General features: G+C 34.2%; 9 protein-coding genes. 6 read left to right on the forward strand and 3 right to left on the reverse strand.

Annotation, left to right across the window (positions count from 1 at the left end):
- Positions 1-132: 132 nt before the first annotated feature.
- Positions 133-1,044, reverse strand: coding sequence for a helix-turn-helix transcriptional regulator (locus AAGD93_RS02445; RefSeq protein WP_341819769.1), 912 nt, complete (start codon positions 1,042-1,044; stop codon positions 133-135).
- Positions 1,045-1,173: 129 nt separating this feature from the next.
- Between AAGD93_RS02445 and AAGD93_RS02450 the strand changes: the two genes are divergently transcribed.
- Positions 1,174-2,070, forward strand: a complete 897-nt coding sequence (locus AAGD93_RS02450; protein ID WP_341819770.1) for an Rpn family recombination-promoting nuclease/putative transposase — start codon at positions 1,174-1,176, stop codon at positions 2,068-2,070.
- Positions 2,071-2,610: a pyrimidine dimer DNA glycosylase/endonuclease V gene (locus AAGD93_RS02455; RefSeq protein WP_010082266.1), complete on the forward strand. Its 540-nt coding sequence runs from the start codon at positions 2,071-2,073 to the stop codon at positions 2,608-2,610.
- A 702-nt stretch (positions 2,611-3,312) separates the two neighbouring features.
- Here AAGD93_RS02455 and AAGD93_RS02460 read toward each other — a convergent pair.
- Positions 3,313-5,694, reverse strand: a complete 2,382-nt coding sequence (locus AAGD93_RS02460) for a hypothetical protein (RefSeq protein WP_341819771.1) — start codon at positions 5,692-5,694, stop codon at positions 3,313-3,315.
- Between the two features lie 290 nt (positions 5,695-5,984).
- Between AAGD93_RS02460 and cifA the strand changes: the two genes are divergently transcribed.
- From cifA to AAGD93_RS02480, 4 genes are all read left to right on the forward strand, one after another.
- The gene (gene cifA / locus AAGD93_RS02465; RefSeq protein WP_341819772.1) at positions 5,985-7,409 is read left to right on the forward strand and encodes a cytoplasmic incompatibility factor CifA; all 1,425 of its coding nucleotides are present in this window, start codon (positions 5,985-5,987) and stop codon (positions 7,407-7,409) included.
- Positions 7,410-7,484: 75 nt separating this feature from the next.
- Positions 7,485-10,985, forward strand: a complete 3,501-nt coding sequence (gene cifB / locus AAGD93_RS02470) for a cytoplasmic incompatibility factor CifB (protein WP_182365082.1) — start codon at positions 7,485-7,487, stop codon at positions 10,983-10,985.
- Between the two features lie 1,024 nt (positions 10,986-12,009).
- On the forward strand, positions 12,010-13,512 hold the full coding sequence (locus AAGD93_RS02475; RefSeq protein WP_341819773.1) for an AAA family ATPase: 1,503 nt from the start codon (positions 12,010-12,012) through the stop codon (positions 13,510-13,512).
- Positions 13,513-13,724: 212 nt separating this feature from the next.
- The gene (locus tag AAGD93_RS02480; protein ID WP_341819774.1) at positions 13,725-16,916 is read left to right on the forward strand and encodes an ankyrin repeat domain-containing protein; all 3,192 of its coding nucleotides are present in this window, start codon (positions 13,725-13,727) and stop codon (positions 16,914-16,916) included.
- 134 nt (positions 16,917-17,050) lie between these two features.
- Here the strand turns inward: AAGD93_RS02480 and AAGD93_RS02485 are convergent, their stop codons facing one another.
- Positions 17,051-17,317: a hypothetical protein gene (locus AAGD93_RS02485; protein WP_341819775.1), complete on the reverse strand. Its 267-nt coding sequence runs from the start codon at positions 17,315-17,317 to the stop codon at positions 17,051-17,053.
- Positions 17,318-17,340 lie beyond the last annotated feature (23 nt).

Here is a 17,340-nt window from a genome sequence, read left to right on the forward strand (position 1 = left end):
TATTTACTGCTGTTTTTTATCAGCATTGGCATAAAGCCATAGCTTTCGAGTGAAGTCAAATCAATTTCTCAATCTTTTTTACTTATTTTTTCATCTAAGAGTAAAGATATTAATATATACTGATTTTTTATTTTAAATCTGTTGAATTTCGCCTAAAGAGAGGCCTGTTATTTGCAAAATAATATCGGTAGAAATTCCTCCTTTCACTAAATCCTTTGCAATTTTCATCTTTTCTGCTCTTTTCACTTTTTCTTCGCAAATTTGTATGCTTTCAAACAGAGATTTTATTAGCGCATAGCGTAATTCTTGACTCTCAATTTTTTTGTATTCTTTTATTAAATCAGGTAGCTCACTTTCTACTATCTCATCTTCCTCTATGAGCAGATCTGTAATGCTAATTGATAATGTTTCTGCTATTGCATATAATTTTTCCAGTGAAATGGCCACACGTCCTTGCTCATAGTTGCTTATTTCATCACGTGTTGTATCCATTTTCTCAGCCAAATCCTTTTGAGTATACTCTCTCACTAGCCTCCATTCTTTTATCTTTTTTCCTATTTGGTAGTAGATAGAACCTGTTTTTTCTTCAACACACTCATTAGCAGAGAGGCCAATTGCTTGTGAAACAATATCAACAGAAATTCCTGCTTTAACCATACCCTTTGCAATTTTTACCTTCTCTGCTTTTTTACTACTTTTCTCACCAACTCGGGTAAATTTTGTTAGCAAGTAAAACACCTTGCGCAACTCTTGATCATTAATCGTTTTATATTTTCTTACTAGATTTAATATTTCCTCTTCTTCGTTTTTAAGGCAAATTTTTTCACTTGATACAGGAATAAGATCTATGATGCCAACCGATAACACTTCTGCTATAGCATACAATTTCTCAATCGAAATTTTACGTGTTCCTTTTTCATATTGTAGTACTACTTGATACGTTACGCCAATTTTTCCCGCTAAATCTTTTTGAGTATAACCTCGCTTTAACCTCCAGCTCCTTACTTTTTGTGCTATTTTGTACCTTATCGAGATATTTGCCATAAATATTATACAGGTTAATACTACCAAATAAAGATATACAAAAGGGATGCTTCTTTCTATGTTTGAATTTTAGTTGAATATTTCTTCACAATTGTGTATAATTATTAATGCTTTTTAAGTGGATTTCCTATGGCTCTTTCGAAGTTTCTCGATCCCAAGAATGATATATCGTTCAAGCGCATCTTTGGTACTGAAAAAAATAAAGATATCCTTATTCACTTTCTTAATGATATTCTCGGCTTTGCTGGAACAAATGCAATACAGGATATAGAGTTTTTAAGTACTATTCAAGATCCTGATATTGCTTCTAAAAAACAAAGCATTGTTGATGTTCTTTGTAGAGATAAAAATGGGCTGCAAGTGATAGTCGAAATGCAGGTCGCTAAAACTAAGGGCTTTGAAAAACGTGCTCAATACTATGCTGCTAAAGCCTATTCAAGACAGGATGACAAAGGCGATCAATATCATGACCTTAAGGAAATTATCTTTATTGCTATAGCAGACTGTATTTTATTTCCTGATAAGTCTGAGTATAAGTCAAAGCATACCATTCGCGATGAAGATACTAATGAACATGATCTAAAAGATTTTTACTTTATATTTATTGAGTTGCCTAAATTTCCAAAAACCAAAGAAGATCAGCTTTCAAGTATTGTTGAGAAATGGGTCTACTTCTTTAAATATGCAGATGAGACTAGTGAAGAAGAGCTGGAAAAAATAATAGGTAGTGATCTAATAATTAAAAAGGCCTATGAAGAACTAAATAGGTTCAACTGGTCAGAAAAAGAATTTATTGCCTATGAACAGGAAATAAAACGTATTCTTGATGAACAGGCTGTCCTTGCTCAAAAACTTGATGATGCTACTGCAAAAGGCATCCTCATCGGACATGAAAAAGGCAGAAAAGAGAGGGAAATTGAAGTTGCAAAGAATCTACTTAAAGCAGGAGTTTCTATTGATATCATAGCTCAAACTACTGGTCTTACAGCTAATGAAATTAAAGACTTAAGCTCTTTGGATGTTTAGATGAACATCTTTGTACTAGATGAAAACCCAGAGATTGCGGCAAAAATGTTATGTGATAAGCATATAGTAAAAATGCTATTAGAAACTGCTCAGTTACTGAGTAATGTTTTTTCAATAGCATTAAAAGTGCCAAATCCTTTAGTCAGCATCACAGACCAGAATATAGAAGTTCCATATAAACTTACTCACAAAAACCACCCTTGTTCTCTATGGGCTAGACAATCCAAAGGGAACTTTTTCTGGTTAATAAAATACGGAAGGGAGCTGTGCAAAGAGTATACTTGGCGATATAAAAGAAAACATAGATCAGAAGAAGTTATAGATTGGTGTGATAGTAATAAGAATTTGCTTGTTTTTCAATCAACCGATATAAAGCCTTTTGTACAGGCGTTACCAGATCAATATAAGTCTAGTCATTCAGTAAAAGCTTACAGAGAGTACTACCTAAAAGAAAAGATGAGGTTTGCTAAGTGGGAAAAGGGTAGAGAAGTACCGGATTGGTTGCTAAGCAGAATCGTACGTCTGAAAAGCCGCAAATAAAAAGAACGCCTTAATTAGTAGAGAGGAAGGTGCATAAAAACTAAAACATCTTCTCACTTTAACTCTTAATTAGATTTGAGGTAAATCATTAAAATCTCCACTCTTTTAACTGAGTCTGATAAAATTTAAAAACGGCAGTTTATTGAATACTTTACATGATTAAACCATTAAAACTCTTCAATTTTACTGAATTGATGGTAATTTCAAGGTATTTGCTGCTCAAATTTAGATACATGCTAATTTCTCTATTATAAATACTTAAATTATAAACTATTTACTCTTTAATTTTGGTTATTAGTACTGCGATCCAGAGGTATTCCAACATCACTCACTTCAGAAGAGCAAAGTACTCTGATAATCTGGAATTTCAAAGTAAGGTCTCGATATTACTTCTTTTATAACCTAACGAAAATCTGAGTTCAGAACATAAAACCAGTCCCTTAATATAACTACTTTGCTGTTCCCTTACTATCATTTACAAAGAAGCCCTTATATTTTTCTACTAAATCTGGTCTTTTCTTCATCTATATCTCCTTCTACACCTAGAACTCTATTCGCCAATTCCCTATTCTCTAGAGAAATAAGTAATGCTCTATATCACCGTCAGAAATTAATCTGCCGCACCGAGAACTGATAGACCTTTTTATCTTTCCCATTATCTCTTTTCTTGGGGTGAGTAAAACAATATATTTTTCCACATAGTTATAAGCTGGGAACCATAAAAACAGCTTCATGATCAGCCATTTTAAAAGTTCGATCAAGTTCAATATTCCTAAGCGTTGTACTTGCCTTATATGAACAATAACATCCCAATGTAAGGAAAGTTAATGCAGTCAAAGCAAGTGAAATAGATATTCCTAAATGAGACATTGTTAAACTTGTGCCAACAGCAAATACTCCAGATAATATAAGAGAAGCAGAGGCATAAATTATTTGCTTTCTACTCTGAGCTCTTGCTTCTGAGAATTGAGATTTTACTGCTGAACTTTGTTCAGAGACTCGAGATAGGTTGCTAGTCCTTTTACTATAACCTTGTTTTACATTAACACCCACAGACTCAGTGGCAACTTTTGAATCCATCTCATCCTGGATTGATATATCAATATTTTCCGGCTGTTCATTAGCTAGAATAAGCTCATCATGCAAATTTTTTACAGAGCAAAAATGTGAGGGATCGATACTAAAGCTTTCTTCAATGCCTTCTAATCGTTTATTCTCTTCCTTTAATCGTTCTATATTTCCTCGTAATATACTATTTTCTAATAGCAATTCCTCACATTGTTTCCCTTTTGCATCTATCTCTTGTTCCAGCTTTACTAGTTTAATTTCATAGTCTTTACATAACTCAGCTTTTCCTTCCGGTATATCTGCATCCTCCACTTGTATACACGAATCTTCGGTTTCTCTTTTTGTCTTTTCCGCTCTTAACAAATACTCATAATCATCTTCTAACCCATTTATTTTTTGCATTAATCGTTGATTGTTCTCATTCAGCCCATTTATAACTTCCTGCATCTTTTCTTTTTTATTAAATAGCAATTCCTTTTCTTCTTTCGCTGTAGCAAGTTTTTCCTTAAGTTCATCATTTTCTGCTAGAAAATCTTTATTCTCTTTTTCAAGTTTATCTACTTTTTTCTCTAACTCTTGAACACTGTTATCTAAGGATTCATTCATCTTTTCCAATCCCTTCAATTTTTGTTCAAGATACATGCTTTTAGAATCACTTTGTGGTAATCTTGTACCAATATCTACGAGAATTTCTCCTACAAAATCCATAAACTTTTTGAAATGTCTCTCATGAACTATCACTTCTTCACTTAGTGTAGTATTACCCAGCTTTTCCACAATTTCTTGGATTTTTTTTAAACTATTGGATAATAGCTCCATTCGTTCAACAATTTTAGTTACTTCACTTACGTTCAATTCATCACTCAGATCTGCATTACTAGTATAATTCTCACCAGTGGTAACTAGGTTAGATGGATTGGCAGGTTTAATCGGGGTACTCGTATCAACAGAAGCTCCAAATGGCATAAACAGTGCACTTCGGCTGCTCTTAATCGATCTACCTAGTGAAGGTATATCACTATTATAAAGTGTTCTATCACCACTAGAGGCAACTTGCTCTTGTCTATAATTTGTAGAAGTTCCTGTTGGACTAGTACCATTTTTCTGATCTTCTCTACTGCTTTCATTCGTAAAGCGCTTCACTCCCATTACCCTCCTAACATTCTCTCCAAGTTCTTCTCTTTCGATTATAATACGAGATTCATTTTTTTCATAGTTAATTTTATCATATAATTGTTCACATTCTTTGTAGGACAATATTGGTTGTAGCGTCTTCTTCTTTACTTCTTCATCGTAGAAAGCTCTCAGCTTATCATTTGATAATATTGCTATAGCTTCTTTTACATCAGGATGCAATTGAGAATGCCCATTTTTGCATGAATGAACACGGTTCAGTAGAAAAATCTTAACAGAGTGTTGCTTGTATTCCATAATTTCCTCTAATGTAATCCCCATAACTTTTTCTTGTGATTCTATGTATCCTAGAGCTTCTTCAAAGTCTTGTCTGTTAGAGGTGAGAGGTTGAGCTTTTTTTAACTTTTTGATCTCACTATCTTTTGGATGCACACCATTAACTTCAATAACAGGGATAACACTTGCAGAGTCAATCGCATTTAACACAATACTACAATCATCTTGATTTTTTAGGAAAGCTTTTAGCTGTTTTTTAAAGTTCAATAAATTACTTAATTTATCTTCATTAGTTTTAGATTTTTTGATTTGATCATAAACGTTTCTGGCTGCTTGGTTATTCTCTTTATCAGTCCTTATTTTACTTTCTAACTTACCAAGGAGTTTGCTCAGTGGTTTTTTAAGTTTCTTATAATCGTTAACAAGCAGTTCTCTTATCCGTCTTTCAAAATCTCCTTTTTCTTTGAATCTCAAAACAGTATATAGATCATCTTCAGCCCTCTGCTGATCGGATTTTGTATTTACAACCATAACCTTACCTAACACTAACAGATACTGCTGAACAGAACTTAAGGGCGAAGTTAAAACACACTTAGTTAAAGTCATAAGCACTTCTCCAATTAATCTTACTAATATTCTTCTGGAAAACAACATATCTACTGACCTTATTCTTGGGAATATAAATAGAAAAAGTGCATCACCTATAGTCTCCAGAAAACCTGGTGTTAGCTGTCAAATTAAGATTTCTAGAAAATACTCAATAATTCCAGACAGATTTCTCTAGGCCTGACCAGAACGTTTGGGTATCAAATAGGTCTTTCTGGAGTAATTAGGTGTTGTAACTTAGTTACAAATTTAGTACCATAGCGTTGTTTTCATGATATAGGGAGGTTTAAATGCCAATAGAAACAAAACGTCAGGCTGAAGTGCTTAAAAAGCTACAAGATGTGATAAAACATACAGATCGTGACATTGCGGCTGGAAGAAAGTTAGCTATTAAAAGGTGGGTCAAGACCTATATAGAGTATATCAAACTTTTTAAGGATGATAAGCTGGAATTCTTATATAATGTTTTTCGAGATGAAGGTTGTTGGTTAGGTACAAGGTTAAATAATACTGTTTTAGGTCAGAAATTGACTGAAGAGAAAATAGGAGAAATCGATAACCCACTACCAAGGTATGGTATGGCATCTAGGTACTGTATAACGGGCAAGATAGGTGATTTTTTCAACAAACAGTTTGTACTCTCTAGAGGTCAATTTACTTCAGAAGAGGTAGATAGTCAAGGTAATCCGATCAGTGATCAATATGTAAGAAACATTCTGCTATCATCCATGAAGAGAAATGGTCCTGTGTTTGATTTCTGGATCGATAGAGAATCTGGGGAATTAAAGAAGTATGATGCAGTAGAAGGTTTTGACAGTGCTGTAAAACTTAAGTGGAGCGAAGGGGTAGAGTATTTTTATAATCAGTTAGAGGAAAAAGATAAGGAGAAGAAGCTTACAGAAGCTATTGTTGCTCTTTCTCGTCCTCAATCTGTTGAGAAAGACGCTCCTATTTTAGATTTTTGTGTAAGGAATATAGGCGATAAAGATACTCTTTTACAGAAATTATTGCAGAAAGATAAGGGAGTATATTCCCTTCTTGCTGAATTAATAGAGTCATGTTTTTTTGATACGGTTCATGATTTGGTACAGTGCTGGTGTTATAAAGGCGTTTCAGCAGGAGGAGACTGTTCGGACAAGATATTCTCACAGCAAGACTATGAACTTTTTCTTTATTCACTTTCAAATGTGATGTTGAAAAATCCTGAGTTAAGTGTTCAAGCTAGATCCCTTATTATGGAGATTTGGAAATGTGAACGCTTTGCTGAATACAGAGAGACCTCTGTTAATACTTCTAATTATACAGTTCCTATAAAGAGTGTACTTGGGGGATTAATCATTAATTGGAAACGAGAAGATGTTTGTAAGCCCGATAGGGAAATAGAGAAAGAAGAAATATTAGATATGATTTCATTTGCCAAAGGTTGCTTTCCTGAAAAGTTTGACCTTTTTAAAGAAGTCATGATAGAAAATCTTAGAATATGTGGTAGGGAAGGAAAGAGGAAAGGTGTAGATTACGGCAAGTTTGCAGAAGAGTTATTTCTTCAGTTAGAGAAAGTAACTTTACCTTCTGTAGGTGATGGTCCTTGGAATAATTTGCGGTCTCAATCTAAGGTATCTTTGCCACTTGATGGTTCTGGTGATGGCCCACAGTCTGAGTTTGAAGCTCCTAGTGTGAGTGGTATTTCTGGTTCTCATAAGAAAAGAAGAATCTAGTCTACTCATTAATGTGAGTGGTTTTTCTGGTCTTAGCAAATAGAGAGGTGCTTTGTGTCTTTAATAAGAAGTTTAGTGGATGGAGATCTTGATGGTTTTAGACAAGAGTTTGAATCCTTTTTAGATCAATGTCCATTTTTCTTGTATCATGTAAGTACAGGACGTTTCCTTCCTGTATTCTTTTTCAGTATGTTTGCTACTGCTCATGATGCTAATATCTTAAAAGCAAATGAGAGAGTGTATTTTCGTTTTGATAATCATGGTATTGATACAGGTGGTAGAAATAGAAATACAGGGAACCTAAAAGTCGCTGTTTATCGTGACGGACAGCAAGTTGTCAGATGCTACAGTATTTCTGATCGTCTTAATAGTGATGGGTTAAGGTTCAGTACAAGGGAAAGAAATGCTCTAGTGCGAGAGATTAGAGGGCAAAATCCAAATTTAAGGGAAGAAGACCTAAATTTTGAGCAATACAAAGTATGCATGCATGGAAAGGGCAAGAGTCAGGGAGAGGCGATTGCAACAGTATTCGAGGTGATTCGTGAAAAAGATTCTCAAGGTAGAGATAGATTTGCTAAATATTCAGCGTCTGAGATTAGCCTTCTTAGGCATATAGAACGCAATAGGCTTAATGGGATTAATGCGCCTGCGCCACGCAGTTTGTTGACAGTTAAGGAAATAGGAAGTATACGACTCAATCAAGATCAGAGAGTACAGCTTGGTCATTTGGTCAATTTTGTGCAAGTTGCACCGGGTCAGCAAGGGATTTTCAGTTTTATGGAAGTGCTAGCAAGTAACCAAAGAATAAATATAGAACGTGGAATAAATGAAGGAATTTTGCCATACATAACTCGAATCTATCGTAGTTACCTAGGCAGCCTACAAAATGACATTCAAAATCGCAGTCAAAAGTTTGAGAGTCACGGATTTTTCTTAGGTTTGTTGGCAAATTTTATTCATCTCTACACAATAGATATTGACCTTGACTTGTCTCCTGGAAATTCATATGTTGCTTTTCTTATATGTCATCAGGCAGAGAGAGAAAACATTCCTATCGTTATTAATGTTACTAGATGGAGGACATCGTCTGATATTGCATTAAACCGCGCTAGAGCTGATGCTAAAAGATTACATGCTTCTTCATTTATATCTATTCACACTGAATCAAGAAATGCTGTTTGTATTGGATTAAATTTTAATCTGAATATAGATCCTTTTAGTATTGATACAGTAGAGTTTTTAGAGAATAGATTTCCTTTGGTACAAAGATTATTTGAGTGTTTGGAGGATGAAGGAATTAGAGAAAATATTAGAGATTTCTTGCTTCAACATCTTCCTAACGAAATACCAAGAAATGCAGAGAATTATAACAGAATATTTGATTGCATAACTGGTTTTGCTTTTGGGAATAGTATTTTAGAAGAGTTCAGATTAGTAAACGCAGTTCAACAACGTGTAAGAAAGTATATATTTAGATATGGTGATGAGAATCATGCTTTAACCATGGTCTTCCATACTCAAGGTTCTGATATAGTTATACTTCATATTAGAGATAACAACGCTGTACAACAAGGAGCCATCAATTTACAAGATCTTAATGTTGACGGAAATAATGTTCATGTACGGGAAGTTTCATGCACACTTAATAATCAACTTGGCCTTAATATTCATACAGATAACCTTGGTTTATATCACAATTACCAAAATAATAATGCAAATAATTTTCTTGGTGGTAATCTTGTGCAAGTGCCTAATGCTGGAAATGTGCATAATGCTTTAAATCAAGTTATGAATGATGGCTGGCAAGATAGATTTCAGCATCAAGAATTATTTAGAAACATTTCTGCAGTATTAATGCCAGAAGATACGCATGGCAATATGATAATAGATGTAAATAGCAAAGATAAGTTTCGCTCTATACTACATGGTACATTTTATGCTAGTGATAATCCTTATAAAGTGCTTGCTATGTATAAAGTTGGTCAAACATATAGTTTAAAAAGGTGGCAGGAAGAAGAAGGAGAAAGGGTAATACTTACAAGAGTTACAGAACAGAGACTAGGTCTTCTATTATTAAGACAACCTACAGCAGATACTCACCCAATTGGATATGTATTAGGATTTGCTGATAATGCAGAAGAAGTAGAACAGGAGCAAGACGAGGCAAGGTACAAAATAACAGAATTGATGAGCAAACAAAGGGGATATTTGCCTATTACTTCTGGAAATGAGGTGGTTTTGTCTTATGCTGTATTTAATAGAGGTGCACAGAGAGCAGAAGACTTTATATCTCTTCCACAACAAGCAGTGTATGTACATAGACTTGATCGTCGTGGTCATGACTCAAGACCAGAAGTATTAGTGGGACCTGAAAGTGTTATTGATGAAAATCCACCAGAAAATCTATTGTCAGATCAAACTCGTGAAAATTTCAGGCGCTTTTACATGGAAAAAAGACCAGGACAGAACTCGATTTTTTTGCTTGATATAGATGATAATCTGCACGTTCCATTTAGTTACTTGCAAGGTACTAGAGCACAGGCAATAGAAACATTAAGGTCAAGAATAAGGGGAGGTGGTACTTCTACAGCACAAGGAATATTACAACAAATAAACACTATCCTTCGTAGAAACAACGCTCGTGAAATAGAAGATGTGCATAATCTACTTGCACTAGACTTTGCAACAGAAAATCAAAATTTCCGTTATTGGCTACAAACTCATGACATGTTTTTCGCTGCACGACAATATACTTTCCATGATGATCGATCTAATCCAACTAATGATCGTCATGATTTTGCAATAACTTCAGTAGGAGTCGATGGAAATCAAAATGATCCAACAGGTAGGGACTTATTAAGTAGTAACATAGATAACTTTAAACAAAAAGTAGATTCGGGTGAAAAAGATAGATTAACTGCTATTATTAATGTAGGTAATCGTCATTGGGTTACATTAGTTATTGTCCACCAAAATGGAAATTATTATGGGTATTATGCTGATTCACTTGGTCCAGATAGTCGTATTGACAATAATATTCGAGGAGCTTTAAGAGAATGTGATATTAGCGATGATAATGTCCATGATGTTTCCGTTCATCAGCAAACAGATGGCCATAATTGTGGCATATGGGCATACGAAAATGCTAGGGATATTAACCAAGCTATTGATCAAGCTTTACAGGGAAATAGTAACTTTGGAGAGAAAGGTGAAGGTATTATAGGTTATATACGTGGTCTTCTTAGTGCAGGAATTGGAAATGACACTAGACAACCTCAAAGAAATGAACAATACTTTAGAAATCGGAGAAGAAATATTTCACAATTATTCCAAAATGATTCTCTATCTTCTCCTAGGGGTAGATTGATTCAAGGTCGTCCAGGAATTCAACATGAAATTGATCCATTACTATTACAATTTTTAGAACTCCAATATCCACAGCGTGGAGGTGGGGGAGCATTGCAATTAGGCGGAGAAAGAGTGATATCAATTGATTTTGGTCCGCAATCTGTATTGGATGAAATTGATGGAGTGAATAGAGTTTATGATCATAGCAATGGTAGAGGCAGTAGGTAGAGGTTAATAGGTGAATGAAGTATTTCTTTACTCCATATTTACGCGTTGGTTGTAATGGGTCTTTTAATTTATTTCTGCATATTTTTTTTGGGGGGTTGTTTATTAACAATAATATAGAAGATATTAATAAAGCTTTTGTCCGTAAAGCACATTCATGAGAGCGATATTTTCTTAAAATCAGCTAGCTTTAGATGCTGAAGTTGTGTACCGTTTAGAATAACTTCCTTAATTTTGGATATAAAATAATTTAAACGTAAGATCCACTGTAAAAGATAAGATTTAATTTGGAAGAAAAATTGATGTGATTAGAACTTGACCTTACATAGTATAGGAATATTTTTTATAAAAAGAACAATATCCATTTGAAATGTAAAATTATCATAAATTTTTCTTTTTGTTCTCAAATGAATTACTATTAATTTAGTATTATATATTGCTAATAACTTAAATAATCCAACCATTTCCAGCAACAAAAACCGCTACCCGTGAGAACATTTTTCTTTGGGATGGGATGGTCTACCAAGTGATACGTTCAAACTTTTCTATATAATAATTCTACTATATCTTAAAACTAGCTATATTAGCCTACTTTTACCACATTTACATACGAACCAATTTGCTTAGCTTTGTTGCAACAATTTTACGTTTTTATTTTTACAACGCCGCTTTTATTTAAATTGTTCTCGCAAAGGTAGGTACTTTTTTGTGCTTTTTGGAAAAAGTCAATAATTAGATTTTTTGTGGTGCTAATTGGCTTACATTTTTATTGAAAATATTTTTTTAAAAAGTGGTTGACTTATGAAAACCCCACATTATAATTAAAATTGGGTTTTTGTTATATTAGGAGGTAGTATACAAACGCCTAACTTTACTATATAAACTTCAAAACATTGCATTAGGTATCGTTTCATATGTTTACAAGCTCAAGATAAGCTAAAAGGATTTTATACATAAATCCATCATCAGGCTTATCTGATTCAGGAAATTATATAGTACTTTTTTGGTTGGTTTGTGAGGTGGTACAATGAAAAGTGTGTTTAATAGAACTAATACACCTTCTTTTATAGCTGGTACCCTTGCTACTCTTACGTTACTTGCGTCTGGGGTTTTTGCTATAGCTCTCTATGTTGCATTCTTATCTTCAATTGCAGCCATAGGTATATCCCTTCCCGTTATTTTGATTTTATTTGCGCTTTCTACAGCAGTAATTGCACTTTCATACAAAATAATCAGTCAGAATAAAAAATTAGATGTCAAAGAAGCAGAATTTAATGAAAAAATTAAATTAGCTACAAATACGCATCAAATCAAAGGGCTAAATATGGAAGAGCTAGATAAGAAGCTTAGTATTCAATGTGATAAAATGGAAGAGCTAAGAAAAGAGCTTAGTACTGCAAAGGAAGAGCTAAGGAATGAACTTAGTAGTTTCAAAACAACATTTGATAAAGAGCTAAGGAAAGAGCTCGATGGTGTTGCAATAAAATGTGAAGAAGAGCTGCAGATGGGCTTCTATGAAAAAGGTCAGGAAAGAGAAGAGATAATAACACTTGATGATGTTATACTTTCAAACGATATAAAACAAAAGTTGAGAAGGATTTGTGAACCAAATGCTCTAAAAAAAAGACAAGGATACATCTTGTGCGGTCAACCAGGAACTGGTAAGACTACGGCTGCTAAGGTGATTGCATATGAAACTAGATTTACATCTGCATTTATAAGCGTTTCTGCCTCTAATTTGACTAATACATCAAATATGCGTCAGGTTTTTGAGAAAGCAGAGAAGAACGCTCCTTGTATAGTTTTTATAGATGAAATTGACAGTATTGGCGCAAAGCGCCCTAATGATTTTGATGATGGAAAATATTCAAGATCTTTAAATTATTTATTAGAGAAATTAGATGGACTTAACACTATGGAAGGTATGACAGTGCTTGGTGCAACTAATCGTCCAGGTGTTTTAGATTCTGCGCCTACTAGGCACGGTCGTTTGTCATGCATTAATTTTCCTACACTAGAAGAAGAAAGCACATGTAGAAAACTGATACAGGGTCTGAATGGTACATTAAAACCCGCACATCTTAGATCACCTAAGAACGAATGTCGTAATTTTGTAGGTTTGTCAATAGCAGATATGAATGGTTTGATACAACTTGCAATTGAAAGTAAAGAACTTTTACTGACTAAGTTTATAACTGAATGTAGAAATTTCGCGAAGTCTCGTAAAAGTATGTCGAGTAAGCAGTATAATAACATGCAAAGCAATAATCAAGTGCCAACTAATCCTTTATTACACTTAGATGAGGGTTATGGTAGTCGTTGTAATTCACCTGCTCAAGTTACCAATGACTCAAGTGTATCCCGTAGTAGGTCGTCAAGTCTGTCAAGTCCTGGCGGTAGCAATAATGATCAGCCATGTCCAAGTAGCAATTTAAGTGAAGTACCGCCAATATCGCGTAGCCAGTCACTGAACTCTTTGCATTCTGATGATAATGATATTGAAGTAATTAGTAAATCGCAATGTCGTTAATCTAGCAAGCATAACTAATTAACAAACAGAAGCATAGTAGGCTCAGAGGTGTGCACATCAATGTCAGTGAAGTTTATGGTAGTAAAAAATAATAAAGTTAGAAAAATTATGCTTGCATTAGTTTTTTATGTGTTATACATAATGTCTTTAGTCATTTCATTATGGATTGACCGTTTTTCTAGTTATAAAATAAATAATTTGAGGTGTGGATTATGGAATATGAGCAGTGGTTAGGCATATTAACTTCAATAAATGCTGACAATGATTTAAATGAGAGCAATATAATAAAAAAAATAGGAGAGAAGTTAGAAAAAGAAAATCCAGACACATATCAAGAGTGGCAGGATAATCAATGTGGCGTAAATTATACATTATTAGATAGTCAACTTACGTTGTTGCATATAGCTGCCGCAAATGGCCTTGCAAAGGTAACAGAGCTTCTAATAAAAAAAGGGGCTGACGTTAATAAAGCAAATCAATACGGATGGGCTCCATTACATTGTGCTGCTGCAGATGGCCGTACAGAAATAGTAAAAGCTCTCATAGAAAAAGGGGCAATTGTTAATGCAGCAGGAGAAGATAAGTGGACTCCATTACATCACGCTGCTGTAGAAGGCCATACAGAGATAGTAAAGACCCTCATAGAAAAAGGAGCAAATGTTAGTGCAGTGAATCAAAACGGGTCCACTCCATTACACTTTGCTGCTGTAGGTGGCCACATAGAGATAATAAAGGCCCTTATAGAAAAAGGGGCAGATGTTAATGCAGTGGGAGAAGATAACTATACTCCATTATACCTTGCAGTTGAAAATGGCCACACAGAAGTAATAAAGGCCCTTATAGAAAAAGGGGCAGATGTTAATGCAGTTGATAAGTGTGCTCTGTTACGCTTTGCTGCTAAAATAGGTCGTACAGAGGTGGTAAAGGCTCTCATAGAAAAAGGGGCAGATGTTAATGCAGTAAATCAAAACGGTTGGACTCCATTACACTTTGCTGCTCAAATGGGTCATACAGAGATAGTAAAGGCTCTCATAGAAAAAGGGGTAAATGTTAATGCAGTGGACATTATGGGATATACTTCATTACATTTTGCTGCTAAAAATGGCCACACAGAGGTAGTAAAGGCCCTCATAGAAAAAGGGGCAATTGTTGAAGTAGTGGATATAAATGGACATAGATATACTCCATTACACTTTGCTGCTCAAATGGGTCATACAGAGATAGTAAATGTACTCATAGAAAACGTGGCAAATGTTAACGTGTTGAGTGAATCTGATAAGGTGACTCCATTATACCTTGCTGTTCAAAATGGTCATGCAGAAACAGTTAAGGCTTTAATGAAAAAAGGGGCAAATCCTTTATTGGAAAATAAAAGTTATAGAACTCTCAAGCGTTTAACTGAATTAATCAAAAATAATCATCTTCCGAAAAAAGCAGAGAAAACAACAACAGGGGAGCAAGTGGATGATGAATATGAATTGCTTAAATATTCATTGCTGTTTCGTAATGGTTATCCATTAATTGATAATGTTAGAAGAGATGCATTTGATAATTTATTATGTACGTGGTTTGCTGACGTATCTGGTTTAACACAAGAGCAAAAGGAGTTGAATAAAAAATTGTTAAGTATTCTTAAAGATCTTTCATATTTGAGTGATCGTGATGAAAATATTTTACGTAATTTTTTACGAGAGAATAAAGATGATGACGATCTAAAATACATCCTTAATCTTCCAAGAGGAGAATCTTGGTTAACAATATTGCATGTAATATCAAGTATGGATGGTAAGTTAGCAGAAAAATATGTGAATTTACTCTTAGAGGCTGGAGCTGATCCTAATAAAAAGGACGATAGAGGAAAAACACCATTACATTATGCTTCGTATAATAATATAGGGTCTCTCATAAAAGCAGGGGCTGATCCTAATGCGCAGGATAGTGAGAAGAGAACGCCTTTGCATTGTGCTGCTGGTATTGGTGATGAGAAAAGTGTAAATGTTCTCCTAGAGCACGGGGCTGACTCTAGTAAAAAGGATAAACAGGAAAAAACTCCGCTACAAGTTGCAACTGATAATCATAACTACCATGTTGAAAGGCACTTTTTAACTGACAATCAAAAAAGATTGTGCACAGAGCTTGGTCGTATTGTTGATGCAGAAGACTTTTTCACAGACTTTACTGAACTAAAAGGGTTTTTGAGTAAATACAGGAGTACTCAAGATCTTAAAAGGATTTTGAACCTTCGTGATTATCAAGGAAAATCAGAAATTCTTCTAAATCTCAGAATCGTTTTTTATTCAAGACATTTTCGTGATTGTGAAGCTCCTTATGAAGAAGCAAAAAGACTGCTGTTAGAAGCGGAAGCGATTGACTATGAAAGATTAGATAGAAAAGAACATTCGCCTGAATCTGGAACTTTATGGGATAATTTAATATTAAACCAGCAGCAGAAGTTGAAAATGTTTTTAGGTGAAGTAGGTGCAGCTCAAGATATGAAGAAACTAGAACAAGTTGTAAACAAAGCTATAGAGTCTGGAGTAAGATTTAATTTTCTTATTCATCCAGGTAAAATGATGTACCAAGATACATATAATTTTACAGATTGTGTAATGAAAAACATTAGTGCATTAAAAAAGAGTTCTAAAGTTGAAAATGATATAGAAGTTGCTAGTGGTATAGTATGTAAATTGGTATCAAAAGGAGCGGTGTTGCATAACTTAAGTAGTATAGATGTAATCGATACACTGGAATCAGAATTTAAAGATCACAAAACTAATATGAAAAAAGCTCATGAAGAATATGTCAATAATACTTTAAAGTTTATGGAAATTGTTAAAAGTGCAGCTAATGGTAAAGTAAAAAATGCAAAAATAGATAACTCTACTTTTTACTTAGAATATTCTGAGAACAGCAAAATAGATGTTGCGAAGATTACAGATGGGGCAAGGGATTTAGGACTAACTCAAGGAGAAATAGAATACGGAAGAAATATAATAAAGATCGGTAAAAGCGAGGTAGAGATTATAACGCAAAAAGGCATAAGGTATTATACTGATCTTGCAGATGGTAGCGATATAGTATTAACTTTCTCTAGTAGTTTAGGAGAATTAGAAGTTAATTTGTCTCCTGACAAGAAAGATAAAGATAAAATAATAGTAGAAGTGAGTAATAAAAAGGAAATACTGGAAAAGTTCAAAGATTGTAAAGAGGAATTAGGTAAGAATTGCTCGCTTGGTGGGTATCTGGTCTACAATGCTATTGAAAAGGGATATTTTGAAAGGTCTGGAAAATTGATGCGTTCTGAAGCAATCAGTCAATCTAATGGAAAAACTGGTCCTTTGACAAAGCTTGACGAAATAAGAGGAGCCTTAAGTTTCAAAGAAACAGTAAACCGTTGTATATAGTAAGGACAGATGGTGATATTGAGTTAATAGCTTAAAGATTATTCTAAAAAAGTTATCTTGCTTCTTGATATTTATGGTCTTTCAAGCATGCCACTAGCTTTAAGATCTTGTAGGCTAGTTGGACTGATTTTAATCTAACTTTCTTCCCTCTTGTCTCCATCTTTATGGGCAATAATAGCCTCTTCTATGACAGCAGCTATTTCGTTCAGTTTCTTCACCTGATTGATTTCCTGGTTTTTATGCATTGCCTTCAGAACCTTTTCATAAAGATCTTGCTTTTTCTCATTGCTCAGTAGTTCACAATATTGTTTTAGCTGCTCAGGGGTCCTCAATAGAAGCCGTTCTATTATATTGTTGCTTCCTGATTCTAATTTTTTACGTTTATTGTTATTATTATTCATACAAATTCCCACTCATTAAAGAC

It is taken from the genome of Wolbachia endosymbiont (group A) of Brachyopa scutellaris (assembly GCF_964026995.1).
GTDB lineage: Bacteria > Pseudomonadota > Alphaproteobacteria > Rickettsiales > Anaplasmataceae > Wolbachia > Wolbachia pipientis.